Annotated in this window: 13 protein-coding genes and 1 pseudogene; 9 read left to right on the top strand and 5 right to left on the bottom strand. The window is 38.0% G+C overall.

The features are described from left to right. Nucleotides 1-365, bottom strand: a 365-nt coding sequence (locus L652_RS0116255) for a hypothetical protein (protein ID WP_024595002.1), incomplete at its 3' end; no start/stop codon positions are given. 1613 nt (nt 366-1978) lie between these two features. Then, nucleotides 1979-2893, bottom strand: a complete 915-nt coding sequence (locus tag L652_RS0116265; protein WP_024603555.1) for a 2OG-Fe(II) oxygenase family protein — start codon at nt 2891-2893, stop codon at nt 1979-1981. Between the two features lie 323 nt (nt 2894-3216). Between L652_RS0116265 and L652_RS0116270 the strand changes: the two genes are divergently transcribed. Continuing rightward, nucleotides 3217-3456 (top strand): hypothetical protein, encoded by a 240-nt coding sequence (locus L652_RS0116270; protein WP_002962631.1) that lies wholly within the window; start codon nt 3217-3219, stop codon nt 3454-3456. 68 nt (nt 3457-3524) lie between these two features. On the opposite strand, the pseudogene msrA reads toward L652_RS0116270, so the two are convergent. Further along, nucleotides 3525-4113, bottom strand: a pseudogene (gene msrA / locus L652_RS01000000123990) (peptide-methionine (S)-S-oxide reductase MsrA). Between the two features lie 281 nt (nt 4114-4394). Here msrA and L652_RS0116280 point away from each other — a divergent pair. Further along, nucleotides 4395-4589: a CPXCG motif-containing cysteine-rich protein gene (locus L652_RS0116280; protein ID WP_002962627.1), complete on the top strand. Its 195-nt coding sequence runs from the start codon at nt 4395-4397 to the stop codon at nt 4587-4589. Nucleotides 4590-4647: 58 nt separating this feature from the next. Here the strand turns inward: L652_RS0116280 and L652_RS0116285 are convergent, their stop codons facing one another. Then, the gene (locus L652_RS0116285; protein WP_002962626.1) at nt 4648-4848 is read right to left on the bottom strand and encodes a hypothetical protein; all 201 of its coding nucleotides are present in this window, start codon (nt 4846-4848) and stop codon (nt 4648-4650) included. A gap of 107 nt (nt 4849-4955) precedes the next feature. Between L652_RS0116285 and L652_RS0116295 the strand changes: the two genes are divergently transcribed. The 3 genes from L652_RS0116295 (at nt 4956) to L652_RS0116305 (ending at nt 7124) form a co-directional block, all read left to right on the top strand. Then, the gene (locus L652_RS0116295) at nt 4956-5438 is read left to right on the top strand and encodes a GNAT family N-acetyltransferase (RefSeq protein ID WP_024596819.1); all 483 of its coding nucleotides are present in this window, start codon (nt 4956-4958) and stop codon (nt 5436-5438) included. 162 nt (nt 5439-5600) lie between these two features. Further along, a complete protein-coding gene (locus L652_RS0116300; protein ID WP_024596818.1) occupies nt 5601-6212 on the top strand; it encodes a MarC family protein in 612 nt (203 codons plus the stop codon). A gap of 30 nt (nt 6213-6242) precedes the next feature. Then, complete coding sequence (locus tag L652_RS0116305) at nt 6243-7124, top strand: alpha/beta hydrolase-fold protein (protein ID WP_024603556.1); 882 nt, start codon at nt 6243-6245, stop codon at nt 7122-7124. A gap of 745 nt (nt 7125-7869) precedes the next feature. Here the strand turns inward: L652_RS0116305 and L652_RS0116315 are convergent. Next, complete coding sequence (locus tag L652_RS0116315; RefSeq protein WP_024595101.1) at nt 7870-9078, bottom strand: porin; 1209 nt, start codon at nt 9076-9078, stop codon at nt 7870-7872. 637 nt (nt 9079-9715) lie between these two features. Here L652_RS0116315 and L652_RS0116320 point away from each other — a divergent pair. From L652_RS0116320 to L652_RS0116335, 4 genes are all read left to right on the top strand, one after another. Next, the gene (locus L652_RS0116320) at nt 9716-11305 is read left to right on the top strand and encodes an ABC-F family ATPase (protein WP_076914937.1); all 1590 of its coding nucleotides are present in this window, start codon (nt 9716-9718) and stop codon (nt 11303-11305) included. A gap of 151 nt (nt 11306-11456) precedes the next feature. After that, the gene (purE, locus tag L652_RS0116325) at nt 11457-11939 is read left to right on the top strand and encodes a 5-(carboxyamino)imidazole ribonucleotide mutase (RefSeq protein WP_002962540.1); all 483 of its coding nucleotides are present in this window, start codon (nt 11457-11459) and stop codon (nt 11937-11939) included. A gap of 2 nt (nt 11940-11941) precedes the next feature. After that, nucleotides 11942-13093 (top strand): 5-(carboxyamino)imidazole ribonucleotide synthase, encoded by a 1152-nt coding sequence (locus L652_RS0116330; RefSeq protein ID WP_024595103.1) that lies wholly within the window; start codon nt 11942-11944, stop codon nt 13091-13093. Between the two features lie 112 nt (nt 13094-13205). Next, nucleotides 13206-14378: an endonuclease/exonuclease/phosphatase family protein gene (locus L652_RS0116335; RefSeq protein WP_024595104.1), complete on the top strand. Its 1173-nt coding sequence runs from the start codon at nt 13206-13208 to the stop codon at nt 14376-14378. Nucleotides 14379-14655 lie beyond the last annotated feature (277 nt).

Genomic DNA, 14655 nt, shown 5'->3' on the forward strand with positions numbered 1-14655 from the left:
GCTGCAATTTTATTTATTGCATCTTCAACGGATGCCGAAGGTGTAGGGGGCTTTGCACGGCCAGAAAATAACAACCTGGCCCAATACGCATTTATTTTTTGCTCGTCTTTATTGACCAGTTTTAAGTAAAAATCGTTTTTTAATGCTGATTGGGCGGGCAAATCGAGTGGCTTTGACGTTTCACCATCAGGAAAAGTTAAATACCTACCCATGTAAATATCAATTATTTCCCGTTTTGATAATGCGTTAACTGCGTTGCTTTTATTTACCACTACAACAAACTCTGTAGATTTAGCATAAAAGCTCACAAAAAGCAGGCATAAGGGGATCATTACATTAAGACCTAGATTACGAGCGCTTATCATAACTAAAACACCATACTAGCATTTAAACTGAGTATATGTACTTTGTTGCTTTTATTTGCATCAGCAGGATTGCTAAGGCTCCATAGCCCCGCACCTTGAGGCTTTATATCAAAGCGGTCTAACTGCGCTTTAAATACTAAACGATCCGAAAAGTGCCATTTTACGCCTACGTTAATAGAGTGCTGGTGAACATTTGTAATTTGAACTGAAGATTGAGTGGCAACCGCGAGTTGTTGTATGGGTACTGAAAACTGCTCAGGAGTACCTGGTGGGAAAATAGGGCTGTTTACTTCAACTACATCATGGCGATTTTTAGCTGCCGTAAAGCCTGTGTAAAATATTGCATCATCTACTCTGTAGCCCGCACTAATATAAGTGCTAAATACAGATGGAGCTATTATCCAATCGGATTCTGAAATACCTAACTCAGATTGAATAAGCCAATTATTATTATCGTAAGTAACGCCAAAGGCTGCGTATTCTATGCTGTTGCCTTTGGTGTTAAATTTGTTAGATATACTTTGTGCTTGCGGCCATACACTTTGTGGTACTAAATCGAGTGCGGTTATAAATTCGTCCAACGCGGTTAGTTTATAATCGCCAAAGTTTGACCTTGATAACGAAAAACGCATTGTCCATGCATCTAAAGAGTAGGTTGCACTAAGGGTTGTTAAGTTATCAAAATCAATAAAAAAGTCGTCATTATAGGCTTGTAGCTTGGCTGTTGTACTACCATAAGCAAGTTTTAAACGTAAAAAACCGTCGTTAATTGCTTTGCTGTATTCCACATCTACACCATCGAAATTTCCTGCAATGTTTGCAAACGAGTAGTACGAATGAGGCGGGNCGGGCGCACCCATAAATAGGCATATCCTACGTAAGGGTATTCCGATAGTAAGTAAAGGTCGCTATTTAACCTGCCTGCACGAATAGCCCAATGACGGGTAGGGCGATAGCGCACAAAGGCGAGCTCTAAAAAATTATCAAAGCTTTTAAAGGCATGATCTTGAATAACTACTTGAAACACAGAGTCCCAATTTTTTGAGAGTGATATATTAGCCTGCCCACCTAAAATTGAATCTCGCGTTGCTGAAAAACCAGATTCGTTGACATTGGAATAACTCGATGCAAAGCCAATATCTGAATCGTCCGTGTAGCTGAGTGTTAAGGATGCAAAACCACTAAATTGTACATCTATGTCGTTTGCATAGGTTTTACTAGCAGCAGAAATTGCCAATATTGCTATGGCAATTGTACCTCGGAACAACATGTTAGCTCGTATTTTTATAATGTAGATAGTAAAAAGATAGCACAATTTATTAAATTACCAACTTAAGCATTACAGTGGCTTATCAATTAAATACAAAAAAACATGACATCCCCCTAAATTTTGTACTTTGTTAAGCGAAGTACTGGGACATAAGAAAAGCAAGGCGGAAAATTTGTGTTATCTATTGTTATAAGTGGCGACAATATAGATTATGAATAGGGCGGTTTTTTTAATATTACTAAACTTAAAACGTGTTGGTTACTGGATGAGCTTTATTTTTATAAGGCTGCTTAAATTAGGCAGCCATTTGTATTTAATGTATTTAAAACTTTAAAGCGATTATTTAAAATGGTGCATAGCCATCATTTGGTTTGTTTGGGTTAGTCCAGCGCTGTTTAGCATCAACAGGAATGCGTGGTGCGCCTTGTGCTGGTAATCGACCGCGATCCCCATACAACCACAATACAAAGTTAGTTCGCTNGCCACTGGTAATAGGCTTGGCTGCGTGTGCAATATTGCCTCGATGTAACATGGCAGTACCAGGCTTAAAGGTAAGTGATTTAATGTTACCTGTGTACGGGTGATAAAAGTCCACTTGTGATCCTGTAAACTCTTCGCCTGGTAAATTTATGTTAATGTTAAGCGTTACAGCTGATGCGTCGGTATGTGGGCGAATTGACGAATCTGTATTTGGCTCATAATAAATTGAAAAGCCAAATGTTTGTGTTTCAAACCCCATAACTTCCGGGAACAGCATACGTGAAATAGGGCGCATATAAGTGTTTAGTATTTCGTTATAAAATGCCTGAAAGCTTGGCGCGGCTAAATAACCTTCTGATCGGCTATCAAGCATGGCACCACGGCGATTTAACACTATGCCGTATGGCGGGCGCATAGGGATTTGCGAATTCCATACTTGTTCTAAATATCCGCGTAATACTGCTAGGCGCTCTGGATCAAAAAATTGAAATTGAAACACATCAGGCGCTACTTCGTGTAATAACGCTTTTACGGCCAGCTCTTTTGATGGATCTTCCCATGCTTGCTTTACTGCTTCACGGAGGTTTTTATCAAGTAGTGTGTCGTCTAGCGTAAACGTTGAGCTATCTATTGATGTTGCTTCCCATTCGCTCCACGCGTTTGTAATTAGGTCAGTGTTGTTTATCCAAAAGTTTTGTACTGCTGGTTCACGGTAAAGCATGGCTTGTCGTGTTGGTAACTCTAGAGCACGCGCTAGTTGTAATTGGTTGGCAAACATTTTGTGTAACTCCAGTTGTTGAATTTTGTTTATATCAATTTAGGAGTGCAATTTATTGTATTTGATTTAGTAGATAAACAGCCTGCTTTAGGAAACAGAATATACTATTTATTGATAATGAATCCTAAAACTGAGTATCTTAAGTCAAGCAGTGCTGTCCACTTAAAGCGAAGTGACATGTATCCTATTTGCTATTCAAGCATTTAGCTTAATAACAAAGGCTTTATGAAATAGACGGTGTATAAATAAACCTTTATTATAAATTCCTTATTTTGCCTATGTTATAGCTAGGATTTAATAGCAATATAAAATGGAGATTAATTGTGGAAGATAAATTAAAAGAAAAAAGTGTGACACAGAAATTTTTTGGTGAATATTCTTGGATGTATCAAGTTTCAGCGTTTGTTGCTTTTATTATGGTTATTTACATTAGCTTTAATGGAGAGGGAAATGTTTGGACACAGCTTGTGAGAGGTGATTTTAATTCAGCTTTGCTTGTTAGCATTGTTGGTTACTTATCTGAATTTAGATATCGATTTATTAAAGAATCTCGCAATAACTAAAATATTAAAAAGCTGATAATTAAATCAGCCTTTTAATATTTTACAGTGGATTACCTGATTAAACGCGATTAATGGGTTGCTCTGTCGCCCCAAATTTCTTCTAGGCGGCTGTCGCGACCACAACGCCAACGATAGGTGTTGTATCGGATTGGATTGTTTTTGTAATAATCTTGATGAAAGCTTTCCCTCCCTTTTATAGGGTAAAAGGTGCTTGCATTTAGTATAGGTGTAACCACAGTTTGATTAGGGAACTCGGCAACGACTGCAGCTTTTGTTTTTTCGGCTAATTTACGTTGTTCGTCGTTTTGTACAAATATAGCGCTTAAGTAACTAGGGCCTTTATCACAAAATTGGCCTTTTGCATCAAAGGGATCAATATTTACCCAGTAATGATCAAGTATGCCCTGATAGCTTACTATGGACGGATCGTATGTGATTTCTACGGCCTCGTAATGGCCTTTATGATTACCATTGTATGTCGGGNCCGCCAGTAAAGCCCGATATTACATCGGTTACGCCTTCTAGCTTTTCAAAGTCACTTTCCATACACCAAAAACAACCTCCAGCTAGAACGGCTTTTTCGGTTTTAGCTGCATGGGAAAATGTACTAAACAAAATAACGGCAGATGTTAATGCAAGCGTAAGTGATTTTTTCATAAAATTATCCATCTGTACTGTGAGTTTATAAATACTTATAAAGTTAGACCCGCTAAGTGCTAATACAATTTCATTGTAGAGGGCTGGCCAACTTATCTATGGTGAAAAATATTGCACTTTGACAAGTTTTATAGGGATAAGGCTAGTAACAAGATCACTATTTAAGTTAGTAGCACGGTTTAATTGGGTTAGCCAAGTATGCGTTATTTAATGGGGTGTTGAATTATGCTTACGTGTTCATTAAAGTGACAACATCCGTGATATAAATTAGCAGGTGATAAATGAACCAGTTAACAGAAACATCAATAAGCTGCCCTTATTGTGGAGAAAGTATAGAAGTATTACTTGATGCAGCAGATATTGATGAGCAATACATAGAAGACTGCCAAGTGTGCTGTAAGCCTATTTCGTTTGTGGTATTTGAAAATGATGACGAGCTAAACGTTAATGTTTACAGCGAAGACGATGCATTTTAACTCGTTAATTAGATAGTAGGCTGCAAAATTGCAGCCTTTTTACTGTGTATGTGTTTGGTTAGCTATTTTGCTCACGCGCTAATTGGTTAGGAAGAAGTTCTTCTACTATTTCGCGTGCTGGAAGCGTATAGCGTGTGCCGTCAAACATTACTGAGGTAAACTCGTTAATATTAGTAATGCCTGTTAAGGTCCAGCCTTCGCCGCGCTTTGGGCAATATACTGTGGTAGTGGGTTGTATTACTTTAAAATCGTCACTCATTACGTTCTCTTACTCTTTTTGCTTTAAAGATAATGCTTGTTAATAGGGTATGGTAAGTTAATAATGCGTGCCCATAAAGAGCTAATTTAACTAACCACTTAAATAAAATGTTTAACACCACAAAGCTTGAGCGCGTTACGCTGCGTTTAGTTACCCACAAACACGCAGCGTGTTTATTTAATATTTTAAATCACCCGCACGTGTCAGAATTTAACGACTACGAAACACCACTTAGCAAAACGCAAATCAAGCAATTAATACAAGATGATATTAGTGCATATTACGAAGGTGAAGTAATTCGAGTTGCAATTGAACATAATATATCTGGAAAGTTAATGGGTACTTGTGGGCTTTATAATGTAACCCCGTGTAAAAGTAGTGCGTTTATAGGATTTGAGCTGCATCCTGACTTTTGGGATAAGGGCGTAATGTTTGAAGTGGTGACCGGTTTTATTGAAACTCTAGTTAAGCATATTGCGCTTAAACATTTGTCGGCTGAGGTGAGCGCACATAATGCACGTTGTCATAATTTACTTATGAAACTAGGGTTTAGTTTAAGAGAAAATTCTATTTGGCATAAATCACTTTAACTCAAGACGGCAATTATAAGTGCTTACCTTTTTTCAATCCTCAATCCTTAAAGCTCAGTAAATAAAATACAAAAAATAGCGGCTTTCTATTATAGTTAAGCGTAAGCAAATGAATTTGTTACCCGTGTTTTATTAAACATTTACGCTTAACAAGGATTTTATATGCTAGAAAAACTCTCTCAAGATGCGCTTGTAATTTGGGCGACCATTGACCCTATAGGCACAATGGCGCTGTTTGCTGCGCTTACTTCTCATTTAACTGATCAACAACGTCGTAAAACTGCATTTAAAACGGTGCTTTATGCTGGGGGCGTATTATTAGGGTCTATTTTAATAGGGCAACTAATACTTAATGAGATGGGAATTAGGTTGGTATCGTTTCAGTTAGGGGGCGGAATTATATTGTTTTTGTTTGGCCTACAAATGATTTTTGGAAACGATTCTAATAAAGCCAAACAAGACCCCGATCACGATATAGCCGTGTTTCCGCTTGCTATACCTGCAACGGCGACTCCTGGCGCTATTTTGGCGGTAATACTACTTACCGATAACCATATACACCCAATTACTACTCAAATAGGCACAGCGCTTGTTACAATTGGTGTGTTGGGTATTACATTAATACTGTTGCTGCTTTCGGGTAAAATAATTAAGTTAATTGGTATTGGCGGCGCGTCTATTTTAACGCGTGTGATGGGGATGATTTTAGCCGCGTTTTCGGTTGAGCTTATTATGACCGCACTTGAAATAAAACAATGGGTTAAGCTTGGTTAAATAACTCCTAAACATTGAAAGGAATGCCGTATGGCAATAAAAATAACAAAACACTATATTATTAATTTAAGTTTGGCCGTAGTCATTTTTGCTATTGGTATTTTAGCGATACGTTATTACAACCATTATGTATCGGCCTATACAGATGTAACAATTAACTCAAGCGTGCTTAATGAGTCGCGCAAAGTGTTTATAAGATTACCGACTAATTACAATCCTAAAAAAGCGTATCCGTTAATTATTAAAACCGATGGTAACTTTAATTTAGATACATGGGATAAAGCACTTACAAAACAAGCTAAAAGCGAAAAAGGGGATAAGGCTATATTGGTGTCTATTCCTAATTTATTTTTTACTGATACACGTAATCGCGATTTAGTACCTCCTTATGCCCGCCAAGATGTAAATACACAAGCGCGTCCAGAGCATGAAACACTTATTGAACCAAATGGTGAAGCCGACAAGTTTTTAGCGTTTATTGAAACTGAGTTACTTCCGTATTTATCGGTAAAATATAAGCTTAGTAATAACCGTGTATTAAGTGGTTTTTCGGCAGGTGGTAGCTTTGTACTTTATACACTGCATACAAAGCCTGAATTGTTTAATGGCTATTTTGCTTTTAGCCCAGCGGCTTGGTATGACGATATGACCGTAGTTAATAATTTAGAAGCGTTTTTAAGTGCTCAAAATAACAAAGTTAAGTCGTCTACTTATTTATATCTCTCGGTGGGCGGGGCAGAGCATCCGCTAATGTTAAAAGCGTTTAGTAATTTAGAGGCCGCTTTAACAGCCAACCCTAACAATAACCTTGTGTGGCAAAGTGCTAGAAACAAAGGTGCTGAGCATTCAGATAATCCATCAATTAGTGTGGCTAAGGCATTAGCTGGTTATAGTACGTTTATTAAAAAGTAGGTTAGATAGGTTTAAGTGATAACTGTATACATATACAGTTATCGTTGTTTTATCTATTTATGACAACGAATCAGCTTTATTATTAACGACTTACAAAGAAAGGTTGGTTTAAATTATTTTTGCACAGTAATTACACATACTGTTTTTATATACAGTTCACAACTATTAAATTAGAATACCGTCAGTACCCATGAGCATATACACATCTATTTGTTACTGCTTTTAATCAGCCTTTCGCCTTTGTGATCAGTAAAAAGCAGTGTCAGTACTTTGCAAGTTCAATATAGTTTCACCATCTTATATACTCTTAATGCAGTTAATATAAATTGGCTGGTGGCTTTACAGCAAAAGAACACATCATACTAAATATTACTATAACGCTAAACTTAGCAATAGAGTCAAATTAGAAAAAAGTAATCAAAATAATAAAGCCTGCGATAACTACATCCACTAAAAATATAAATGCCGAGTGTGGACTATGAGTGCTTAATTAAAGTTTTCCCCGCTCATTGTAATGAGCAGAAAAACGGTAAACGTAAAAAAATAGGGGCATCGTGAATGGTGCTATTACAAATTAAAAAAGCAGATACCAATGCGGCTGTTAATGCCTTTTTTGAAATAGCCTTAAATGCAAAATTGAGTATTGAAAAAAGTATGGCGGAATAAAAAAAAGCCCAGTTAAAAAAGTTAAAAGGGCTAAAAGGGTTGTGCTTAGGGAAGTTGTAGTCGTTTTATAAACTTATATTTAAAACTTATATCTAAAACCAAATGCTATACCGTCATCTTCCGACTGTTCCATTTGTGCTTGTTGATCGTCGTTATCGCTTTCAAAGTCGCTAAAGTCTTTACGTGCTTCTACGTAGGCAATAGTGTCTTCGTCAATTAAGTAGTGAAGGCCAATAACAGCAAACTGACGTTTAAATATATCGTCTGGGTCGGCGTTAAAGTTTGGCTGAATTACGTAATCATCACCGGCATCAAACACGTTGTAGGCAATAAAAGGGCGAAAATCGTTATCAAAGCGGTAAGATGCAAATGTTTCTACACCGATTGCGTCTTTAATTAAGCGACCGATGTTATCTGTGTCGTGGTTTTTGTTTTTATTTACGTTGGCTGCAACGTATAGGCCGGGCTCATCAATGTTGCCCCACATAATACCTGCACCATAAATTAAATCTTCAACATTGCGAGTAGAACCATCGCCAAACGTTAAATCAAACTCACCACGGTTAACACCTGCTGTAAGTGTTAGCATGTCAGTTGGGGTATAAGTTACAGACGCCCCAAATGTGTAATTAAATTCAACTTCTTGGGCTGCACTATCGCCAGAGTTCCAAAGTGCTTCACATTCTTCTTCTGAAATGTCGGTGACGTCACAGGTATAAAATTCGCTGTTTTTAAGCTGCGCTTGTACTGCAAAACTAAAATCGTTATAGCTATTGCGGTACTGCACTAATTTATCTCCACGGCCAGTGCCATTAACAGCGCCATCGTCTTTGTTATAGGTGTAAACACCAGCCGCATTACCATCCCATACAAAGCTATTATTTGTGCCGTAAACTACGTCGTACCATGCACCCCATTGTTTACCAATAGTTAGTTGCCCGTACTTTTCGTGCGAAAGCCCTGCGTAACCTAAACGGTTATACAAAAACTCATCCTGGATAGACTCAAAACGATTGTTATAAATAATATCGCTGCTGCCAACAGGTTTTACACCCCATTCTACGAGTGCGAGTGCGGTCCAGTCTTTCTTAAGCTTTCGGGTAAATCCAAAGTTAATGCGCGAAGTACCATTAACAACTTCGGTTTCGTTTTGTGTATTAATAACACGCACATCAAGATATCCACCAACTTCAACAGTATTTTTGTCATCTTTGTATAATTCTACTGCCGAAACAGCGGGTGCGAATACAATACTTGCGCTAATAAGCGTCGCTAATTTTTTGCTCATCTTGTGTGTTGCCCTGTGTAAATTGGTCAATTTTTTACGTAGGTAAAAATTCAGATTCGAAGACTAACAAAGCAATAAACGGCTCAAAAGTGAAAAATACTCAATAAAATTAACCGTTAAACTTAACGGATATTCACTAAAGGTTAATTTTGTTTTTCAGGTGTTGCAAAAGTTTATGTTTTTAATGATTTGATAGGTAAATAGGATGAGAAATTAGCGATGTATAAAAATTGTAATTTGAATTAATTTCATCTTGGTTAAAAAGTAGTAACTAGTGTAAAAGCCCTAAAAGTACTTTATTTTTATAAATATAACTTTTTATTATTACAGGGTGAACAAAAATGAGTTAAGTAGACACACAAACACGTTAAAAGTGTTTTTACTCTAATTTGTATCGTAATTTCTAATCTCTTATGCCTGTTTATAAAACATACTTTATGGATTTTAATTAGAATAAGTTGAATAAAAATTAACGAAACCATTAAATCTAATCCGTTATTTTTACTACTAACTACATAGCCATAATAAATGGCTAAAACGCAGTGGTTTGCTTTTAAACTTTCATAGAAAAACAGGCCATTTTGGTTTAAACTGCGCGCAATTTAAATACATCATTACTCCTTTGGAGGGTAGCGCTATTATTAGTACAGCTAATGTCACCATGCAATTTGGTGCTAAACCATTATTTGAAAATATCTCAGCAAAATTTGGCGATGGTAACCGTTACGGTTTAATCGGTGCAAATGGTTGTGGTAAATCAACATTTATGAAAATTTTAAGTGGTGAGCTTGAAGCGTCTTCAGGTAATGTAAGTACTGATCCTAACGAACGCGTTGCTAAACTTAATCAAGATCAGTTTGCCTACGAAGAATACTCAGTAATCGATACCGTAATTATGGGCCACAAAGAGCTGTGGGAAATCAAACAAGAACGTGACCGTATTTACTCTTTACCTGAAATGAGTGAAGAAGACGGTATGAAAGTAGCCGATCTTGAAACTGAATTTGCTGAAATGGATGGTTACTCTGCGGAATCTAAAGCAGGTGAGCTTTTATTAGGTGTAGGTATTGGCACTGACCAACACTTTGGCCCAATGTCAGAAATTGCACCGGGTTTTAAGCTGCGCGTGCTACTTGCACAGGTATTGTTTTCAGACCCAGACATTATGCTACTTGATGAGCCTACTAATAACTTGGATATTTACACCATCAAGTGGTTAGAAGACGTGTTAAATCAGCGCGACTGTACCATGATAATCATCTCGCATGACCGTCACTTTTTAAACTCTGTGTGTACACACATGGCCGACATTGACTACGGCGAGCTTCGTATTTACCCAGGTAATTATGACGAATACATGTTTGCAGCAACGCAAGCACGTGAGCAATTACTTAACGAAAATGCGAAAAAGAAAAACCAAATTGCTGAACTTCAACAGTTTGTATCTCGTTTCTCTGCTAACGCATCTAAAGCTAAGCAAGCAACATCGCGCGCTAAACGTATCGACAAAATCCAATTAGACGAAGTTAAAGCATCTTCACGCCAAACGCCGTTTATCCGTTTTGATCAAGAAAAGCAGTTATTCAGAAACGCACTTGAAATGACAAACTTAACACAAGGTTTTGACGACAATACGTTGTTTTCTGGACTTGAAGGTTTAGTAGAAGTTGGCGAACGTATTGCTATTATTGGTGAAAATGGTGTTGGTAAAACAACATTACTTAATACATTAGCAGGGCGCTTAGCCCCTAAAGCTGGTGAGTTTAAGTTCTCAGAAAACGCGAATATTGGTTACTACGCGCAAGATCACGCTGATGAGTTTGCAACCGACATGAACTTGTTTCAGTGGATGGAGCAATGGCAACAAGAAGGCGACGACGAGCAAGTGGTTCGTAGCTTCTTAGGCCGTATGTTATTCTCTCAAAACGATATTAAAAAATCAGTTAAAGTAATTTCAGGTGGTGAGCAAGGCCGCATGTTGTTTGGTAAAATTATGATGCATAAGCCAAACATATTGTTAATGGATGAGCCAACTAACCACATGGATATGGAATCAATTGAAGCGCTTAACTTAGCCCTTGAAGCTTACGAGGGCACATTGATGTTTGTTTCCCACGACCGTCAGTTTGTATCATCGGTTGCAACCCGAATTTGGGAAATTAAAGACGGTAAAGTTATCGACTTTAGAGGCAACTACGCAGAATACCTAGCGAGTAAAGAAGCTTAATTAGCTATTTACCCGTTAACTCTAAAAAGCCATGTTTAAACATGGCTTTTTTTGTTTTTGTGAGTCGCAATTAAACTTGGTTTGGGTATAATACCCGCCTAAAACCGGACATAAGTCCGCTATTTTTAAAATACATTACTGAGGAGTATTTATGACTGTTGGCATTATTATGGGTTCTAAATCAGATTGGCCAACCATGGAACATGCAGCACTTATGCTAGAGCATTTTGGCATTAAGTACGAAACCAAAGTCGTGTCTGCACACCGCACTCCTCAATTACTTGCTGATTACGCAAGTTCAGCCGCAGAACGTGGTATTAAAGTTATTATTGCTGGTGCTGGCGGCGCAGCGCATTTACCTGGTATGGCAGCTGCTTTTACGTCGCTTCCTGTACTTGGCGTACCTGTAAAATCAAAAGCATTAAATGGTGTTGATTCACTTTTATCTATTTGCCAAATGCCTAAAGGCGTTGCGGTAGGTACGCTTGCAATTGGTGAGCCGGGCGCAGCAAACGCGGGTTTATTAGCTGCACAAATTTTAGGATGTCAAAATCCAGAAATTTTTGCAAAAATTGAAGCGTTTCGTAAAGCTCAAACCGACACTATATTAGCTAATCCAAACCCTGCAGAGTAATAATGAATATTTTAATATTAGGTGCAGGGCAACTTGCACGTATGATGAGCCTTGCAGGCGCGCCGCTTAATTTAAACGTTGTTGCATACGATGTAGGCAGTAAACAAATTATGCACCCGCTAACTGGTGACATTTATAACACGTCGCTTGAGCAAGCAATATCAAACGCTGATGCCATTACTGCCGAGTTTGAACACATTCCTGATGACGTACTAACACTTTGCTGTAACAGTAATAAGTTTTACCCAGGAAAAGCCGCTATTAAAACCGGTGGCGATCGCTCGCTTGAAAAGGCATTGCTTGATAAAACAAACGTAACTTGTGCGCCGTACCAATTAATTACTGAAAAAGCGCATTTAGAACTTGCCGTTAAAACTCTAGGTAAACCTCTTGTAATTAAAACATGCCAAGCGGGTTACGACGGAAAAGGCCAATGGCGTTTAAAATCGGATGATCAAATAGACGAAATTTGGTCACAAATGGCTGATTTTATTGCATCAGGCACCGAGCTTGCGCCACATACGATTATTGCTGAAAAAATGATCCCGTTTGATCGTGAAGTATCTATCATTGGTGCGCGCGACAAACACGGTAATGTTGCTATATATCCGCTAACAGAAAACGAGCACACTAATGGTGTGTTAACGCTTTCTATTGCTGGTAAAAATAATCAAAGTGTTGAAGCGCAAGCAAACGATGCATTTACAAAAATAGCAAATGAGCTTAACTACGTTGGCGTGTTAGCTATTGAGTTTTTTGATGTACATGGCACGTTACTCGTTAACGAAATTGCACCGCGCGTACATAACTCAGGCCATTGGACGCAACAAGGTTGCCATTGCTCGCAGTTTGAAAACCACATGCGCGCTGTTGCAGGCTTACCGCTTGGTAATACAGAGCTTAAACACATTACCGCGATGATAAACGTATTAGGCCAACCAAGTATTCCAAGTGAAGTATTAAAAACGGTTGATGTAACGAGCCATTGGTACGGTAAAACTGCAAAACCAGGTCGTAAAATGGGCCATATTAATGTATCAGCTGTTAATATGAGTGAGCTTGCAGACAAACTTGGTGAACTTACAGAGTACCTACCAGAGCAAGATTATCCTGGTATTTTAAAAGCAGCTGCCAATTTAGTGCTCAGTGAATAGTTATCATACCTTTATATAAATACCGGCTTAAGCCGGTATTTTTTTGTCATAAAAATGGGCTTTGAATATGTAATACTGTTAAAGTCTAATTTTAAATTTGTGAAGTAAAACAATGAAACTAAAAACAATATCTGGTGTGCTAGCCATTACTGCATTATTTAGCTTAAATACATTTGCATCGGAATCTCTTCGTGTTGCAACTTTTAATGTAAGTATGGATGCAACTAATCACACGCCTAAAGGTGAGCAAGTTAAAAGTGATGCTTTAGTTAATGCACTTAAAGCTAACCACCAGCAAATTAAGAACATAGCGGAAATTATTCAGCGTGTTCGCCCTGATATTATTTTACTTAACGAATTTGATTACATCCCAAAAGAGCAAGGCATTGAATACTTTAATCAGCATTATTTAAATGTAGGTCAGCAAAAACAAGCCGCTATTAACTACCCTTACTCTTATATTGCACCAGTAAATACAGGCCTAGCTACCGAGTTTGATTTAGATAACGATGGCAAAAAAAATGGCGTGATGGGCGATGCACAAGGCTTTGGCTTTTTTGAAGGGCATTATGGCATGGCTATTTTGTCAAAATACCCAATTAATTTTGATAAAGTAAGAACCCTTCAAACCTTTAAATATAAAGACATGCCAAATGCACAAATGCCTGTAATGCCTGTAATGCCTAAAACAGGTGAAAACTGGTATAACGCACAAGAATGGCAAGCACTTAGGCTCAGTTCTAAATCGTTTTGGGATTTACCTATCAGCATTAATGATAAAACAATTCATGTTATTGCATCTCACCCAACACCGCCTGTATTTGACGGTGAAGAGGATAGAAACGGCAAGCGTAACCACGATGAAGTAAGATTAATTGCCGATTACGTTTCAAATGCTAAGTATATTTATGACGATAAAGGCGAAAAGGGCGGTTTAAAAGTTCACTCTCGTTTTGTTATTTTAGGCGATTTAAATGCAGCCCCTGAGGGGGACAAAGCCCGTACAAATACCACCGACCAATTACTTAAAAACCCATTAATAAATGCTCACTTTGTTCCAAAAAGTGAAGGTGCTAAAGAGCAGTATGATGTGCCTTATGCACAAAATTACAGTGCTAATTGGCAAGCCCGTGTTGATTACGTTTTACCGTCAAACTATGGCTTAAAAATTAAGGACGGTGGGGTGTTTTGGCCTACTAAAACGAGTAGTGTGTATCGCTTAATTAAAGATAGAAACGCATCGAGCGATCACCGACTGGTGTGGCTTGATTTGGTAATTGAATAACGCCTGTTAACAAGAGAAGCGCTAGTAAACTGAGCTTTACCCTGTTTAATGGCTATTTATCTAAAAAAATTGCAATAACTTAAGTGCTTCTGCTTAAATACGGCTTAATTATAATAACCGTATAGAAGCACTATGATTTTTAATTTTTCTTCATCTAAAACGTTAGTGGCCTTAGCTGTTGCCTCAAGTGTCATGCTTGCAGGTTGTAGCGCGACCGCTAACACCTCATCAACACAGCAAAGTGCTTTACCAGCAACATCGGTTGCTGCGGTTGTAA

The organism is Pseudoalteromonas sp. TB25, assembly GCF_000497995.1.
Classification (GTDB): Bacteria; Pseudomonadota; Gammaproteobacteria; order Enterobacterales; family Alteromonadaceae; genus Pseudoalteromonas; species Pseudoalteromonas distincta.